This is a genomic window from Streptomyces sp. NPDC002156, assembly GCF_053593675.1.
In genome coordinates this window covers 1-15,159 of sequence record NZ_JBSFDA010000141.1, presented here as the reverse complement: position 1 = coordinate 15,159, position 15,159 = coordinate 1, and the positions used below count along the sequence as shown (strand labels likewise).

The following is a 15,159-nucleotide window of genomic DNA, read 5'->3' as shown; positions in this document are numbered from 1 at the left end:
TCGCGCGTCCGCCGTGGCGCGAATCACCTGATCCACCGCTCACAGCCGAGGTGCCTGCCGGTAGATTCGGAGCCTCCTGAACGATCAAGTCTGAAACTTGTTCTAGATTAGCGTCCCGACGTAGTCTCGCGGGAAAACGCGGGCAGAAGGGGGCCGGGAGTGACCGCTGAGGCCAGCGAGGCGGGCCCTCTGGGGGATCCCGCCGCGGACGGCGAGCGACCGCTCAACATCGCGCTTCTGACGTATAAGGGGAACCCGTTCTGCGGCGGCCAGGGCGTCTACGTACGCCATCTGTCGCGCGAACTGGCCCGGCTCGGCCACCGCGTCGAGGTCATCGGCTCTCAGCCGTACCCCGTACTGGACGTGCTCGACGGATCCACAGCCGGTACGGGCCCCAGCCTCAATCCCGGTCCTGGCCCCGACCCCGTCCTCACCGAGCTGCCCAGCCTCGACCTCTACCGCCACCCGGACCCCTTCCGCAATCCCCGGCGCGACGAGTACCGCGACTGGATCGACGCCCTCGAAGTCGCCACGATGTGGACCGGCGGCTTCCCGGAGCCGCTCACCTTCTCCCTTCGCGCCCGCCGCCAACTGCGCGCCCGGCGCGGTGAGTTCGATGTCGTGCACGACAACCAGACGCTCGGGTACGGCCTGTTGGGCGACATCGGCGCCCCGCTCGTCACCACGATCCACCACCCCATCACCGTGGACCGGCAGTTGGAGCTGGACGCCGCCGAGGGCCTGCGTCGCCGGATGTCCGTGCGCCGCTGGTACGGCTTCACGCGTATGCAGAAGCGGGTCGCGCGCCGCCTGCCCTCGGTGCTCACCGTCTCGGGTACGTCGCGGCAGGAGATCGTCGAGCATCTCGGCGTACGGGACGAGCGCATCCACGTCGTGCACATCGGCGCCGACACCGACCTCTTCTCACCCGACCCGGCGGTACACCAGGTACCGGGCCGCATCGTGACCACGTCCAGCGCGGACGTTCCCCTCAAGGGGCTGGTGTTCCTCGTCGAGGCGCTGGCGAAGGTACGTACGGAACACCCCGCGGCCCACCTGGTGGTCGTCGGCAAGCGCGCGGAAGCCGGACCGGTCGCCCAGGCCATCGAGAAGTACGGCCTCGAAGGCGCCGTCGAGTTCGTCAAGGGCATCTCGGACGCCGAACTCGTCGACCTGGTCCGCTCGGCGGAGATCGCCTGCGTACCGTCCCTGTACGAGGGCTTCTCGCTCCCGGCGGCGGAGGCGATGGCCACCGGCACACCCCTGGTCGCCACGACGGGCGGAGCGATCCCGGAGGTGGCGGGCCCCGACGGCGAGACCTGCTTGGCGGTCCCCCCAGGCGACCCCGGAGCCCTCGCCACCGCCCTGGCCACGCTCCTCGCCGACCCCGAACTGCGCGCGCGCCTCGGCCGGGCGGGCCGTGAGCGCGTACTGACCCGCTTCACCTGGGCCCGAGCGGCACAGGGCACGGCAGCCCACTACCGCGAGGCAACGGCCCGCTCCGCGGCCCAGAACCCCCCTTCGGCCCGCTCCGCGCCCAGGCCACCCCGCCGCTCCGCGGCACCCCCCACCGTGACCCCCGACCGCGAAAGCAGGACCCCGTGCTGACCGTCGACTTCACCCGGTTCCCGCTCGCCCCGGGCGACCGCGTCCTGGACCTCGGCTGCGGAGCCGGCCGGCACGCGTTCGAGTGCTACCGGCGCGGCGCCCAGGTCGTGGCGCTCGACCAGAACGCCGAGGAAATCCGCGAGGTCGCCAAGTGGTTCGCGGCGATGCAGGAAGCGGGCGAGGCACCCGCCGGGGCCACCGCGACGGCCATGGAGGGCGACGCCCTGGCACTGCCGTTCCCCGACGAGTCCTTCGACGTCGTGATCATCTCCGAGGTCATGGAGCACATCCCGGACGACAAGGGCGTACTCGCGGAGATGGTCCGGGTGCTGAAGCCCGGCGGCCGGATCGCGATCACCGTGCCGCGCTACGGACCCGAGAAGGTCTGCTGGTCCCTCTCCGACGCCTACCACGAGGTCGAGGGCGGCCACATCCGCATCTACAAGGCGGACGAACTGCTCACGAAGATCAGGGAAGCCGGGCTGAAGCCCTACGGCACTCATCACGCCCACGCGCTGCACTCGCCGTACTGGTGGCTGAAGTGCGCGTTCGGCGTCGACAACGACAAGGCGCTGCCGGTCCGGGCGTACCACAAGCTGCTGGTCTGGGACATCATGAAGAAACCCCTCGCGACCCGGGTCGCCGAGCAGGCGCTGAACCCGCTGATCGGCAAGAGCTTCGTGGCGTACGCGACCAAGCCGCACCTCCCCCTGGTGGAAGCGAAGACGGAAGCCAAGGCGGAAGCCAAGTGACGACGCCCCGGACAGAACACCTCGTCCTGCCCGGGGTCCTCACCGCCGAGCAGGCCGCCGTCACCGTCCGCGGGATCCTCGCGGAGCAGCGGGAGGACGGGGCCATTCCGTGGTTCCGGGGGCACCATCTCGACCCGTGGGACCACACCGAGGCCGCGATGGCCCTGGACGCGGCCGGCGAGCACGAGGCCGCCGAGCGGGCCTACCTGTGGCTGGCCGCCCACCAGACCGAGGACGGTTCCTGGTACGCGGCGTACGCCGACGGGGACGCGGACGCCGTCACCGACCGGGGCCGGGAGACCAACTTCGTCGCCTACATAGCCGTCGGCGTCTGGCACCACTACCTCGCCACCGGCGACGACACCTTCCTGGACCGGATGTGGCCGACGGTCTTCGCCGCCGTCGAGTTCGTGCTCCAACTCCAGCAGCCCGGCGGTGAGATCGGGTGGAAGCGCGAGGACGACGGCACGGCCCTCAAGGACGCGCTGCTGACCGGGAGTTCGTCCATCCACCACGCGTTGCGCTGCGCGCTCGCCATCGCCGAGGAACGTGAAGAACCGCAGCCCGACTGGGAGTTGGCGGTGGGCGCGCTGCGGCACGCGATCCGCCGGCACCCCGAGCGGTTCCTCGACAAGGACCGCTACTCGATGGACTGGTACTACCCGGTCCTGGGCGGCGCGTTGACGGGTTCGGAGGCCAAGTCCCGTATCGAGGAGGGCTGGGAGCGGTTTGTCGTCCCCCGACTCGGGGTGCGCTGCGTCGTGCCCAACCCGTGGGTGACGGGCGGCGAGTCGGCCGAACTCGCCCTGGCGCTCTGGGCGGTGGGCGAGTCCGACCGGGCCCTGGAGATCCTCCAGTCGATCCAGCACCTGCGGGACAAGGACAGCGGGCTGTACTGGACGGGGTACGTGTTCGACGCCCGGCAGATCTGGCCGCGCGAACTCACCACCTGGACGGCGGGTTCACTGCTGCTCGCTGTCGCGGCACTTGGCGGTCATGAGGCGACCTGTGCGGTGTTCGGTGGCGAGTTGTTGCCTACGGGGTTGGACCCCGACTGCTGCGGTTGACCGCCCGGCGGGAAGGTGCGCTTTCGGGTGCGGGTGCGTTGTGGCTGGTCGCGCCCACGCGGCGGAGCTGCATATCGACACACCCCCGCGCCCCTTTGGGGCGCGGCTCGCCCGGACAGGCTCGCTCAGTGACGGCCGACGCGGGCGAGGGCGTGGCCCACGAACAGGTAGACGACGGCGGCCAGGCCATAGCCGGCGACAACCCGCGCCCACTGCTCGTCGAAGGTGAAGAGGTCGTAGGACCAGCCCGCCAGCCACGTGGCCGCGTCGTGGACGAACTCCACGAAGTCGTTGGCGCGGTCCGCGTCCAGCAGGTACATCAGGATCCAGAGCCCAAGAATGAGGGCCATGATGTCAGCGGCGACGGCGAAGATCGCGCCGGCCCGGTTCGCACTGCGGCGAGTTTCAGGGGACATGTCCTTCGGGTGCCCTCGAATCCAGGATGAAACCAGGGCGGTAAGGGAAAGAGGCGGTGGGGACAGCCGCCGTTTGCCCCCCGTTCGGCTGGAGTTGAGGATTCCAGGAGGCTGCGTTCGACGCCGTACCTGATGATCCTTCACCCGGGGGAGAGGCAGGGACAGCGGTGTCCGACGAGAACAGACCGACCGTCATCGAGGAACCGAGACTCACGACCCGCCGCCGCAGAGCCAGACGCCGCCTCCCACGCCATGTCGTCGTCGCGATGCCACTCGCCCTGGCCGGACTGATCTCCCTGCTGGTCTCCGGCAACGCCCTGCGGCCGTTCGAACGCATCACGACCATCCAGGCCAAGATGGCCTCCAAGTCCGACTACTTCAAAGACCCCGAAGTACAGCGGCTGTTGCTCAAGCACGGCATCCGTGTCGAGATCCAGCGGCTCGGGTCACGAGGGATCGCCCAGCAGTCCCTGAAGGGCATGGACGTGGTCTTCCCGTCCGGCCAGCCCGCCGCGAAGATCATCCTCGACAAGGAGAACCGGACGCTGGACTCGGTACGTCCGTTCGTCACCCCGCTGGTGCTGGCCACGTTCCGGGACTACGCCGAGACGCTGGAGGCTCAGGGCGTCGCCAAGCCCCAGAAGTCCGGCGGGGACACGCTCTACTACAACCTCGACATGGACAAGTTCGCCGACCTGCTGGACGGTGCGAGCGCCGACACCTGGAACGCCATCGGCTTCGACGACGTCAACAAGGGTGAGAGCAACGGCGGCCGGGTTCTCGTCCGCACCTCCAGCGTGTGCGAGTCCAACTCCGCCGGCACCTATCTGAGCATCCTCTCCTTCGTGGAGAACGGGAAGCAGGTGCCGGTCGCAGGGGACGCCAAGGGCGGTGCCCAGGGCCCGGTGCTCGACCTCGCCAAGAAGGTCAAGCCCCTGATCAACCTCCAGGGCATGTGGTCCGACGAACAGGCCGACAGCTACTTCTCCGGCGAGGGCGAGAGCATCGCACCCATCGCGGTGATCTACGAGCACCAGTACCTCGCCCACCAACTCGCCTACTACGAGCGGCACAAGAAGCAGGACACCCAGCGCGTCCTGCTCTATCCCACGCCCTACGCCCTCACCGAGCCCCAGCTCATCGGCCTCACCGACGACGGCGACCGGCTCGTCGAGATCATTCGCACCGACGCCGAACTGCGCCAGCGCGCAACCGAGTTGGGCTTCCGCGTCCGCTTCTCCGGCGAGGAGGGCAGCAGCGACCAGCTGAACGCGTATCTGCGCGAGCACGAGATACAGGTCCCGGCCCGCAACAGCGACCAGACCAAGGTCGACATACCCGACCTGAACGTCCTGGAGCAGATCATCAACTACGTGGGCAACTGCTCGGCCGCCGAACAGGCCACCCCGTGAGGCGCGTTGCCCGGGCGGCGACCGCCTGTCTCGCCCTGGCCCTCCTCGGCACCCTCACCTCGGCCTGCACCCAGGGCGAGGACGACATCACCCTGACCGTCCTCGCCAGTCCCGAACTCGCCGACCTGGCCCCGCTGTTGGCCGAGCTGAAGAAGGACACGGGCGTCGAGCTGGACATGCGGTACAAGGCGACGGCCGACCTGACCGCGGCCTCCTCGGGTTCCGCCTACGACCTGGCCTGGCCCGCCTCGGACCGCTCGTTCCTGCTGCGCCTCCAGGAGTCCGGCGGCCAGGAGACCCGGCCCGAGTCGACCGCCATCATGCGCTCACCCGTCGTCGTCGGCCTCACCCCCGAGGCCGCGAGGAAGGTGCGGGCGGATGTCCCCGGCGGGCGGCTCTCCTGGGCGGACATCGCCGACGCGGCGGCCGACGGCACCGTGCGGTTCGGGATGGCCGACCCCCGGCGCAGCGACACCGGACGCGCGGCACTCGTCGGCGTGGCCACGGCGGCGGCCGGGACGGGCGGGGCCCTGCGCCAACAGGACGTGTCCTGCGACCGGTTGCGCGGCTTCCGCTCGGGCCAGACCCTCACCGGCGCCAGCTCCCGCGAGCTGATCGACGCCTACGCCGACGACCCGGGCGACACCAACGCGCTGATCGCCCACGAGTCCGAACTGCTCTCCCTGAACGCCGGCGGCAAGCTCACCCAGCCCCTGGAGATCGTCTACCCCGAGGACGGCATGGTGCTGTCCGACTTCCCGCTGCTCCTGCTCGACCCGGAACAGCACTCCGCGTACGTCAGGGTCGTCGACTGGCTCAAGAGCGCCGACGTACAGAAGAAGCTGATGCGACGAACGTACCGGCGCCCGGTGAACCAGGACGTGGAGCCCTCCGCACGTCTGCGCGCCGACGTCGGCAACGCCCTGTCCTTCCCCGACAAGCTGTCCATCGTCGAGCGACTCGTCGACGACTACGGCGACCCGGCGAGCGCGACCGCCGACCAGGTCGTGTTCGTGCTCGACTTCTCCGGCTCGATGCGCGGCGAACGGATGGCCGGGCTGCGCGCCGCCTTCGCCGGGCTCAGCGGCGCCGACGCCACCTCCACCGGCAAGTTCGCCCGCTTCTACCGGGGCGAGCGCCTGACCGTCGTACGGTTCGGGGGCCGCGTACTGGAGGAACGCACCGTCACCGTCCGCGGCGACGGCGATCTCCGTACCCTCAACAAGGTGGTCGCCGAAGGGGACTTCGCCGACGCGACCGCCGTCTGGTCGGCCCTCGACCGGGGTTACCGCATCGCCGCCGACGCGGTGCGCGAGGAACCCCGACGGCCGGTGTCGATCGTGCTGATGACGGACGGCGAGAGCAACGCCGGTATCGGGTACGAGGAGTTCCTGCGCCGACACCGTCAACTGGGCCCCGACGCACGTGAGGTGCCCACCTTCCCCGTCCATTTCGGAGAGGCCGACACCGCCGCCCTGAAGAAGGCCGCCGACGCGACCGGCGGCCGTATGGTCGACGCCGGACTCTCCTCGCTCTCCGACGCGTTCAAGGAGATCCGTGGGTGTCACTGAGGGTCAGTGGTGGAGTCAGTGGTGGCCGTGGCTGGCCGTCTGGGCGGTGACGGCGGTCAGTTGCGCCGTCCTGCTCCGGTACGCGCTGGTCGACAGCGGCCGGCTGCGCAGACGGCGCCGGGGCGTCGGCCGCACCGACCTCGGCATGTGCTTCTACCTGCACAAGCAGCGTGTGATGGACATCTACCAGGCAGGCGGCTTCTCGGAGGCCCTGGAACAGGAGGTCGCCGACAAGATCAACGTCAACGGCGGCTTCGGCCTGTGGGGCAGAACCCTCGGCCTCCTCGGCATCAACGCCCACCGGGACGTCGCCAAGGAGCGCGTCATCCGGTTCATCCGGGAGAGCACGCCCATCATGGTGATCCGGGTGCTCATGGACACGATGCGCAAGGAGGACGTCGTCGTCGACGCCGACCTCACCACCGGCCGCCTCCTCCCCAACGGCACCCTCACGGAGGCACTGCGCGACCGCACCGACTCCGTTGGCGGCATCGGTACGGTCCCGCTGAGCGCCGTCATGACGGAGTTCGTCTCCGTCACCGGCCTGTTCTCGGCCCGCCGTACGGAGAGCGGCGACGTCGTCCTGCGGGCGCGGTACGAGGGTTCACCGGCCGCCCATGTGAAGATCACCTGCGACGAGTCCGAGGGCCGGGGCGAGTTCCGCAACGAGGACTACTACACAGGGGCGTTCCAGGCACGCTGCCTGGGCAAGGTGCGCACCTGGGACCGGGAGACGGGCGAACTGACGCTGGACCCGATCGCCATCTTCCGTTAGGGGACTAGCAGTTGAGGTCGGCCAGGACGCGCAGGGTGTGCGGGTCGGGGGAGAGGACGAGCAGGTCGGTCACCGGCCCCTTGCGCCACAACTCCAGCCGCTCCGCGATGCGTTCACGCGGCCCGACCAGCGAGATCTCGTCGGCGAAGGCGTCCGGCACGGCGCGCACGGCCTCCTCGCGCCGCCCGGCGAGGAACAGCTCCTGGATCCGCCGGGCCTCCTCCTCGTACCCCATGCGCGCCATCAGATCGGCGTGGAAGTTACGGGCCGCGTGCCCCATCCCGCCGATGTAGAACCCGAGCATCGTCTTGACGGGCAGCAGCCCTTCGGAGACGTCGGAGCAGACGCGGGCCTGCGCCATCGGCGCGACGAGGAAGCCGTCCGGAGCGCTGCTGAGTGGCTCCTCGTACGCCTCGGCGCGGAGCGGGGACCAGTACAGCGGCAGCCAGCCGTCGGCGATACGGGCGGTCTGGGCGATGTTCTTGGGTCCCTCCGCGCCGAGGAGGATGGGGAGTTGGGGGCGCAAGGGGTGGGTGATGGATTTCAGCGCCTTGCCGATACCGGTGCCGTCCGGCCCGTCGTAGGGCAGGGAGTGGAAGCGCCCGGACACCTCAACGGGGGCCTCGCGCCTGAGGACTTGGCGTACGACATCCACGTACTCCCGGGTCGCGGTGAGCGGCGACTTCGGGAACGGCCGTCCGTACCACCCTTCGACGACCTGCGGACCGGACAGCCCCAGCCCGAGGAGGACACGTCCGCCGGAGAGGTGATCGAGGGTGAGGGCGTGCATGGCAGTCGTTGTTGGCGAGCGGGCCGCCATCTGGGCAACTGCCGTACCCAGCTTGATCCTTGACGTCCGGGCCGCGATCCAGGTGAGCGGGGTGAACGCGTCCGAGCCCCAGGACTCGGCCGTCCACACGGAGTCGTAGCCCAGCCGTTCGGCCTCCTGGGCGAGCGGAACATGGTCCGGGGAGGGGCCGCGCCCCCAGTAGCCGAGCGCGAGACCGAGCCGCATGCCTGCCTCCTGACGGTACGTCAGATACGAGAACGCCGGCGGCGACTGTACGACAACGGCCCCTCGCCCGGAAGGGCAAGGGGCCGAGGCAAGCTCGCGAGGAGTTATCCGCGCTGGATGCCGGAGGTGTCCTGGAGGACGCCACGGCGGCCGTCCTGCGTCTGGGCGATGAGGCCCTGGCCGCGCTGCTCGACGGCCAGGTACCAGGTACCGGGGGCCAGTTCGGCGATCGGCGCCGACGAACCGTCCTCCGCGAACAGCGGACGCGGCACCGGCACGGCGAACCAGAACGGGGAGAAGTCGGCAGCCGGGGGCTGCGCCTGCTGCTGACCGGCGCTTGCACCGGCTCCGGCGCCGAAGGGCTGACCGGCCTGCGGCTGGCCGCCGTACGGCTGCTGCGGCGCGCCGGCGCCCGGGTAGCCGTAGCCGCCCTGGGGCTGGCCACCGGGGTAGGGCTGGCCGCCGTAGGGCTGCGGGGCGGGCGGCTTGGGGGCGCCGACGAGGGCGCCCTTCAGGGCCGGGACCAGCGGGGTGGCGACGGCGGCGGCCGCCATGACGACCGTGGCGACGAGGGAGAGGATCAGGCCGGTGCCGGCGTCCGGGCCCGAACTGGCGCTTTCACCGACGTTGTTGGCGCCGCCCGCCGGGTCGAAGACGTTGCCGAGCGCGCTCCAGGCGGCGAAGACGGTGAAGGCGACACCGAACTGGCCGAGGTCGATGCCCGCCACCTTGGGCACCTGCGGCAGACCGTGCGACACCACGACGAGCGCGGCGCCGATGAGACCCGCGAGGACGACGCCCAGCAGGACCGGTCCACTGGCCCAGGCGCTCGGCATGTCGAGGCCCGTGGCACCGTCGACGGAGTAGATGTCGAGGAACGACGCGATGAACAGCAACACCGCTGCTCCGATCACCACGCCGTCGCCTCGAGTGAGGGAGCGGATATTCACTTCAGGTCCTCAGGTCCTTCGTAGGTCGTGTCGTCGTCAATCGATCGTTCGTAGGGGCACGACATTATCGTCCGCCCGAGCGGGCTGTCCGCCGGGATGCACGCGTTGATCACGAACCGCGCAGGAAACTCACGATTCCTTCAGAGATCCCTTGGGCGGCTTTTTCCCGCCAGGTCCCGCTGGTCAGCAGGGCCGCGTCCGCGCTGTCGCGCATGTTGCCGCACTCGATGAACACCTTCGGAACCGTTGACAGATTGAGACCGCCGAGGTCCGTACGGGTGTCCAGACCGGTGCCGTCACCGATGTAGTTGGAGGGCGCGGAGCCGGTCTCGCGGACGAACCCGTCCTTGACGTCCTCCCCGAGAACCTTGGAGGAGGCGACGATCGGCCGGGTGTCGGCGGCCCCCTCGTGCACGGCCCCCGGCAGGATCACATGGAACCCCCGATTACCGACCGAACTCCCATCCGCATGGATGGACACGACGGCGTCGGCGCGCGCGGCGTTCCCGATCCGGGCCCGCTCGTCCACACAGGGCCCGAAGGCCAGGTCGCCGTCCTGCGTGAACTTGACCGTGGCGCCCTGCTGTTCGAGCACCGTCCGCAGCCGCCGCGCGACGTCGAGGGTGAACTCGGCCTCCGTATAACCGCTGTTGGTGGCGGTACCGGTGGTGTCGCACTCCTTGGAGTTCGTACCGATGTCCACCTTGCGGTTGATCTCGGCGGTGTGCTTGAAGTTCCCGGGATTGTGCCCAGGGTCGACGACGACGACCTTGCCTGCGAGGGGAGCGGCGGATTCGCTCTCGCCGGGGACGGAGATGCCGGGCGTCCCGATCGGCGAGAGGGGCTCGTAGTCGCCGCTGGACAGAGCATCCCCCTTCCCACCACCCCCGTCATCGGCGACGGCCCCCCAGACGAACCACCCACCCGCCCCACCCAGCACCAGCACGGCGAGGGCGACGGCGAGGGGACGACGCACGGAGGAACGAGGGGAACCGGGGGGCTGGGGCGGCTCGAAGCCGGGGCCTGCGTAGGACACGTCAGACACCCTAGTAGGCGTCCACTGTGTCCACGGGGTCCGTAGCGGGCGGGAGAAGAGCGTGCCGGAGCCGTTGGAATCGGCTTCGGCACCCTCTCTCTGAGAGATGTGCTCGCCGGCATGTACGGGATGTACCGCGTCTTCCGTACCCGTCCTCGCGGCAGACTCCGGACCTCGCGGAGATTACTCGCACCTTCAAGGCCAACGGTCTCGGCCCCGTGCTGATGAAGGCCTGCACCCCGAGCCTCAAGGTCGAGATGGTCGAGGTTGCCGCCCTCGCCACCGCGTAGCAGTCGCCCAGAATCTCCGAAAAGGGCACATTCTATGCGCCACTTGCCAGACAGGTAATGGGTCTCGGGGGTAACGCCCCTCGAAAGAGAGGGCTCGTCTGGCCCGACCTCACCAAGGGGGCTACTACAAGAGCAGAACGGTCTCAAAAGCCGGTGTCTCCAGCACCGGCCGAAGCCTCGGTCTCACACCTTCTGATCCAAGGAGCACAACCATGGCACAGAGCCTGGTCGCCACCACCGGCATCGCCGGTACCGAGGACTGCAACGCGCTGGTCTCCCAGCTCGCGGACGCCGACGCGACGACAGCCCCCCGGACGCCGCCCGCCTCCGCGCCGCCACCAGAGTCCAGACCCTCAACACCGAGCACCCGGAGGACGGCGCTCGCGAGCACACCGAGCCCTGGGGTGATCTCACCAAGCTCGTCGCCGCGATCCCCACCGCAGTCGACAAGGCCATGCAGAAGACGCTGCCCCGCAAGTACACGCCCGAGCCGGCATCGCAAATCGCCAAGGACATGATCACCCGGCTGACCGGCACGAAATGCCCCGTCTACGAGGACTGCACCGACACCGACCCCGGGCACTACGACCACTTCAGCCGGTTCGAGGTCGTCGACGACGCTGACGCCTCTACCCTGATCGACGCGGGCATGGTCGCCAACTCCGGGTCCGATGTGGGCGCCATCGTCTACTTGCAGAACTCCGAGTTCACCGACACCACCGTCCTCCGCGCGAAGACTGACAAGGTGCGCGACCTCCTCGACCGCGTCGAGCGGATGGGCGACCGCGTCCTCGGAGTCGACGCCCACGCCCTTGAGGCCATCGACGAGCGGATCAAGGACGACCTCGCCCGTCTGGTCAGCCTGATCGCCTACCGCCGTCGCACGGCGATCACCCTGACGTCGGGCAAGAGTGAGTTCACGGAGGCCGAAGCCGCACAGGAGTCGGAAGCCGCGTTCGGTTTGGCCACGATGGCGCTCGACGCCGCCCCGCCGTAACCCCCGACCGGTCCAGGACGCTCGGGGCGGTGCGCGGTTGGCTGACGGCCGTCAGGGACGAAGAGCGCGAGCCCCTCAACCGCTGAGCCCCATCCCGGACGCCCCAGGGCTCGCCAACGCAACCGCTGGCCCGGGGGCTCGATCAGACCCTTCTGCGTCAAGGAGTCCAACCATGAGTAACACCGTTTCCGCTGTGGCAGAGTTGCCCGCCGATGAGCCGATGACCGTCGTCCCCCAGGCTTCCGCCGTCCTCGCTCGACTTGCCTCGCGCAGGCCCTCCAGCGACCACCTGATGGATGCGCCGCTGCCCAGCTCGTCGACGAGCTGGGCATCACCTACCTGGAGACGTCGTTCTCCGACCCGGAGTTTGCGGGATACATCTGGATCGACAAGGACAAGATCGTGCTCGCGATGCCGCCCGGGCGCAGCGAACTGGAGCACGACTGCATTGCCCGGTACCTGATCGGGCGGGCGTTCGAGGCGGACGGCCTGCTGCCACTCGCCGACATGTTCAAGGCCGTCGATGCCACCGGGTCCGCCCGGGACTGCCAGCAGCAGTTGGACCAGGCCGGCGTGAAAGCGCAGATGCAGGCGTGAGTACCACCAACCACAGCCCGGCCGTCGCCCGTGCTCTCGCTGACATCGAGGCCCACAAGACCGGCGAATCCGGGACCGACGAGTTCCTCGACTACATCGGCCAACTCATCGTCGAACACGGTGATCCCGGCCCTGTCTTCGAACGCGTCCTGGAACTCATCGAACGTGAGCGGGCCCAGGAGACGCAGACAGTGGATGCCGCCTGAGCACCACTCCCCAGTCCCCTGGCCGGGAAGGTGAAGTCCTGGCCGGGATGAAATGGGGGCGGTGCGGAGGTTGGGTGTGGCGACAGGGCGGTCGGGTGATCGCTGTGTCGCCACCGGACTGCCACCGAAAGGCAACCTCATGCCGCTGCGCCTAGGCGTCTCCCTTCAGCCGCGCTGGCGGCTCGACGACGGAGCCAGCGTGCTCCGCGCCGCACGCCACGCCGAAGAATTGGGCTTCGATCACGTCGCGGTCGGCAACCGTCTCCTGGACAGCGGGTTCGGCCTCGACACGGACCCGCTTGTTCTGCTGTCGGCCGTCGCAGGGGCGACGACGCGCCTGCGGCTGCTGACGTCCGTACTCGTCGCGCCGTACTACCCGGCGCTGGTGCTCGCCAACCAGGCCGCCACGCTGGACGTCGTGTCCGGCGGCCGACTGATCTTGGGCGTCGGCACCGGCTGGAACCCTGACGAGTTCACCGCCGTCGGCGTACCCGCCCGTGAACGTGGTGCACGGACCGACGACCACCTTGCCGCCGCCAAGGCTCTGTGGACCCGACGACCGGCAGACTTCGACGGGCCGTTCACGACACTGCACGGGGCACACTTGGGAGTGCCTCCGGTCACCGCCGGCGGTCCGCCCGTGTGGGTCGGTGGCCACAGCGACGCCGCCCTGCGCCGTGTGCTGCGGTTCGGCGACGGCTGGTATGGCACCGGCGCCGATGCCGCGGAGGTCAGCGACGTCCGGTGCCGCCTGCATGACCTCGCCGACGACACGGAGAACGCCGACCGCCTGACGCTCGCTTCAGCCGCGTTCCTTACTCCGCCCGGTATCCCTGCGGTGGTTCCACCACCGGGACGACCACTCGGCGGCGCTGTGCCAACTGCAGTGAGCGTGGCTGACGACCTCGGGCAGCTTGCAGAGGCAGGGCTCACCGCCTGCACTCTGTGGCTGCCTGTCGCGTCTGAGCATGTCGGAAAGGCGATGGAGTGGGTCGCAGCCGAGGTCGCCCCACTACTCACCTGACGCCGTGGCCCGGGGCTGCACGATGTGGTTGGGGTGGTGGGGTTGGCGATGGTGTACTGCCGCAGCGGTCCGACGCGGGCTTCGATCGGGTTGGCCCAGGAGGCGTAGGTCCGGGTGAAGCACAGCTCGGCTTTGTGCTTCTTGGCCCGGCGGCGCGGATCGACTTCAGCGCGGCCGGCGTGTTGGCGGCACCTTTCCTGTGGCGGTTGGCGCCCCACAGGGGGTCGTCGCCAGCCGAGAGGCAGCCGTGGAAGTACCGCACGCCGTGGGTGTGGTGGCAGGTGGTGGCAGCCGGTCCGGCTTGTCTGCGGGCGGTGGATCAAGGACTGCGACCACCCGCAGTGGTCGTGCTGCGTACATGGTTGCGTTCCAGGCGATCACCCATCTTGGCCCCACGTCCGGCGTGCCCGGACTCAGCAAAACCTCGAAAGGCCCGCCACCGATCGGGCCTTCATTGTTCCTCGACACCCATTTATGTCACAGGAACGTCACCCCACCACCACGCTGCGTATACGCAGCGCATGATGCTCCCCAACTCACGCACCAGCCCAGGGGGACACTATGCGCACCCGCACCATCGCAGCCGCACTCGCCGCCACCGCACTCCTCACGCTCACCGCCTGCGAGAGCACCGACACCAGCGGCTCCAGCAAGCCGGACACCACAGCCCAGGAAACCGACGATCAGGCGAAGGACGCCGCCACCTCGGACACGGAAACGTCCGACAGTGCCGCCGACGCAGGATCCGAAAAGGCAACGCTGCCCGACCTCGTCGGCCAAGACCTCCAGGCCGCCCAAGACGAAGCGCAGGCCGCCGGCTTCTACGCCCTCGATGACCAGGACGCCAGCGGCCAGAACCGTCTGCAGGTCCTGGACCGCAACTGGGTCGTCTGCAGCCAGGAACCGGCGGCCGGCACGCACCCCACGGACACGCCCGTGATCCTGTACGCCGTCAAGGACGACGAGGCCTGCTGACACACCCTGCTGACCGGCCCGGCCCGCGCCCTTGCGTGGCCGGGCTTTCGCCGTGCCCAGCGGGCAGCATCCCCAACCGATCGCGTTACCTGGTGATGGCCCGCGCCGAGACACCGAACACAGCATGCGCTCACGAGGAAAGGTCTTGGCCGTGGCCATCCTTCTCGCCCCAGCCCGCACCGCCCGACTCTTTGCCGCCGCCGCTGCCCGGCCTGTCGGCGGCGTCCACGTCAGATCATCCTGAAGGCCGACGGCGCCGGCCTCGACTTCATGGACTGCGGCCATGGGTTCATCCTCACCCGCGAGGCGCTTTCCGCCGGGCTCGCGGCGCAGCGCGCGGTCTGAGCAGTCCGCGGCCCACCATCCTCACTGGATGGTGGGGGGCGGGCGGGGGGCCACCAGTACGGGCCCCCCACACGCCACCACGACAAGCCCCACAGCGGCGGCGGGGGGGGCGTGGGGGTGCTC

The 15,159-nt window shown here is 69.5% G+C and carries 15 protein-coding genes and 1 pseudogene; 11 read left to right on the top strand and 5 right to left on the bottom strand.

The genetic code is table 11. The annotated features are described in order from the left end of the window. Positions 1–159: 159 nt before the first annotated feature. Genes ACWCRB_RS37715 through ACWCRB_RS37705 form a run of 3 tightly spaced genes read left to right on the top strand, consistent with a single transcriptional unit; the run spans position 160 to position 3,427 of the window. Complete coding sequence (locus ACWCRB_RS37715) at positions 160–1,608, top strand: glycosyltransferase family 4 protein (protein ID WP_451000365.1); 1,449 nt, start codon at positions 160–162, stop codon at positions 1,606–1,608. Beyond that, positions 1,602–2,360 carry a class I SAM-dependent methyltransferase gene (locus ACWCRB_RS37710; RefSeq protein ID WP_451000364.1) on the top strand — a complete coding sequence of 253 codons (759 nt, stop codon included), beginning with the start codon at positions 1,602–1,604 and terminating at the stop codon, positions 2,358–2,360. Before ACWCRB_RS37715 ends, ACWCRB_RS37710 begins: the two co-directional genes overlap by 7 nt. Then, positions 2,357–3,427: a prenyltransferase gene (locus tag ACWCRB_RS37705; RefSeq protein WP_451000363.1), complete on the top strand. Its 1,071-nt coding sequence runs from the start codon at positions 2,357–2,359 to the stop codon at positions 3,425–3,427. Before ACWCRB_RS37710 ends, ACWCRB_RS37705 begins: the two co-directional genes overlap by 4 nt. Before the next feature lie 125 nt (positions 3,428–3,552). Here ACWCRB_RS37705 and ACWCRB_RS37700 read toward each other — a convergent pair whose 3' ends face one another. Then, positions 3,553–3,843: a hypothetical protein gene (locus ACWCRB_RS37700; RefSeq protein ID WP_369030710.1), complete on the bottom strand. Its 291-nt coding sequence runs from the start codon at positions 3,841–3,843 to the stop codon at positions 3,553–3,555. Positions 3,844–4,010: 167 nt separating this feature from the next. Between ACWCRB_RS37700 and ACWCRB_RS37695 the strand changes: the two genes are divergently transcribed. Genes ACWCRB_RS37695 through ACWCRB_RS37685 form a run of 3 tightly spaced genes read left to right on the top strand, consistent with a single transcriptional unit; the run spans position 4,011 to position 7,601 of the window. Next, positions 4,011–5,255, top strand: a complete 1,245-nt coding sequence (locus ACWCRB_RS37695; protein ID WP_451000362.1) for a hypothetical protein — start codon at positions 4,011–4,013, stop codon at positions 5,253–5,255. Beyond that, positions 5,252–6,826 carry a substrate-binding domain-containing protein gene (locus ACWCRB_RS37690; RefSeq protein WP_451000361.1) on the top strand — a complete coding sequence of 525 codons (1,575 nt, stop codon included), beginning with the start codon at positions 5,252–5,254 and terminating at the stop codon, positions 6,824–6,826. The genes ACWCRB_RS37695 and ACWCRB_RS37690 overlap by 4 nt, the downstream gene beginning before the upstream one ends. Then, positions 6,813–7,601 carry a hypothetical protein gene (locus ACWCRB_RS37685; protein WP_451000360.1) on the top strand — a complete coding sequence of 263 codons (789 nt, stop codon included), beginning with the start codon at positions 6,813–6,815 and terminating at the stop codon, positions 7,599–7,601. The genes ACWCRB_RS37690 and ACWCRB_RS37685 overlap by 14 nt, the downstream gene beginning before the upstream one ends. 4 nt (positions 7,602–7,605) lie before the next feature. Here ACWCRB_RS37685 and ACWCRB_RS37680 read toward each other — a convergent pair whose 3' ends face one another. The 3 genes from ACWCRB_RS37680 to ACWCRB_RS37670 form a co-directional block, all read right to left on the bottom strand. Beyond that, positions 7,606–8,616 (bottom strand): LLM class F420-dependent oxidoreductase, encoded by a 1,011-nt coding sequence (locus ACWCRB_RS37680; protein WP_451000359.1) that lies wholly within the window; start codon positions 8,614–8,616, stop codon positions 7,606–7,608. Positions 8,617–8,720: 104 nt separating this feature from the next. After that, positions 8,721–9,566 (bottom strand): hypothetical protein, encoded by an 846-nt coding sequence (locus ACWCRB_RS37675; RefSeq protein ID WP_451000358.1) that lies wholly within the window; start codon positions 9,564–9,566, stop codon positions 8,721–8,723. Between the two features lie 109 nt (positions 9,567–9,675). Further along, positions 9,676–10,602 carry an N-acetylmuramoyl-L-alanine amidase gene (locus tag ACWCRB_RS37670; protein ID WP_451000357.1) on the bottom strand — a complete coding sequence of 309 codons (927 nt, stop codon included), beginning with the start codon at positions 10,600–10,602 and terminating at the stop codon, positions 9,676–9,678. A gap of 744 nt (positions 10,603–11,346) precedes the next feature. Between ACWCRB_RS37670 and ACWCRB_RS37665 the strand changes: the two genes are divergently transcribed. From ACWCRB_RS37665 to ACWCRB_RS37650, 4 genes are all read left to right on the top strand, one after another. Then, positions 11,347–11,889 carry a hypothetical protein gene (locus ACWCRB_RS37665; RefSeq protein ID WP_451000356.1) on the top strand — a complete coding sequence of 181 codons (543 nt, stop codon included), beginning with the start codon at positions 11,347–11,349 and terminating at the stop codon, positions 11,887–11,889. A gap of 402 nt (positions 11,890–12,291) precedes the next feature. After that, positions 12,292–12,486, top strand: a complete 195-nt coding sequence (locus tag ACWCRB_RS37660; protein ID WP_451000355.1) for a hypothetical protein — start codon at positions 12,292–12,294, stop codon at positions 12,484–12,486. Beyond that, on the top strand, positions 12,483–12,692 hold the full coding sequence (locus tag ACWCRB_RS37655) for a hypothetical protein (protein ID WP_451000354.1): 210 nt from the start codon (positions 12,483–12,485) through the stop codon (positions 12,690–12,692). Before ACWCRB_RS37660 ends, ACWCRB_RS37655 begins: the two co-directional genes overlap by 4 nt. Positions 12,693–12,831: 139 nt before the next feature. Further along, positions 12,832–13,716 (top strand): TIGR03619 family F420-dependent LLM class oxidoreductase, encoded by an 885-nt coding sequence (locus tag ACWCRB_RS37650; RefSeq protein ID WP_451000353.1) that lies wholly within the window; start codon positions 12,832–12,834, stop codon positions 13,714–13,716. 154 nt (positions 13,717–13,870) lie between these two features. Here ACWCRB_RS37650 and ACWCRB_RS37645 read toward each other — a convergent pair. Further along, positions 13,871–14,016 (bottom strand): annotated as a pseudogene (locus tag ACWCRB_RS37645) (IS630 family transposase); the annotation flags it as partial. A 261-nt stretch (positions 14,017–14,277) separates the two neighbouring features. On the opposite strand from ACWCRB_RS37645, the gene ACWCRB_RS37640 reads away from it, so the two are divergent. Further along, positions 14,278–14,691, top strand: a complete 414-nt coding sequence (locus tag ACWCRB_RS37640) for a PASTA domain-containing protein (RefSeq protein WP_451000352.1) — start codon at positions 14,278–14,280, stop codon at positions 14,689–14,691. Positions 14,692–15,159: the final 468 nt, after the last annotated feature.

What these genes read in the sequence shown, in the direction of transcription:
- ACWCRB_RS37700 (WP_369030710.1), bottom strand. Translation starts at nt 3,843, where the DNA reads ATGTCCCCTGAAACTCGCCGCAGTGCGAACCGGGCCGGCGCGATCTTC.
- ACWCRB_RS37680 (WP_451000359.1), bottom strand. Translation starts at nt 8,616, where the DNA reads ATGCGGCTCGGTCTCGCGCTCGGCTACTGGGGGCGCGGCCCCTCCCCG.
- ACWCRB_RS37665 (WP_451000356.1), top strand. Translation starts at nt 11,347, where the DNA reads ATGCAGAAGACGCTGCCCCGCAAGTACACGCCCGAGCCGGCATCGCAA.
- ACWCRB_RS37650 (WP_451000353.1), top strand. Translation starts at nt 12,832, where the DNA reads ATGCCGCTGCGCCTAGGCGTCTCCCTTCAGCCGCGCTGGCGGCTCGAC.
- ACWCRB_RS37640 (WP_451000352.1), top strand. Translation starts at nt 14,278, where the DNA reads ATGCGCACCCGCACCATCGCAGCCGCACTCGCCGCCACCGCACTCCTC.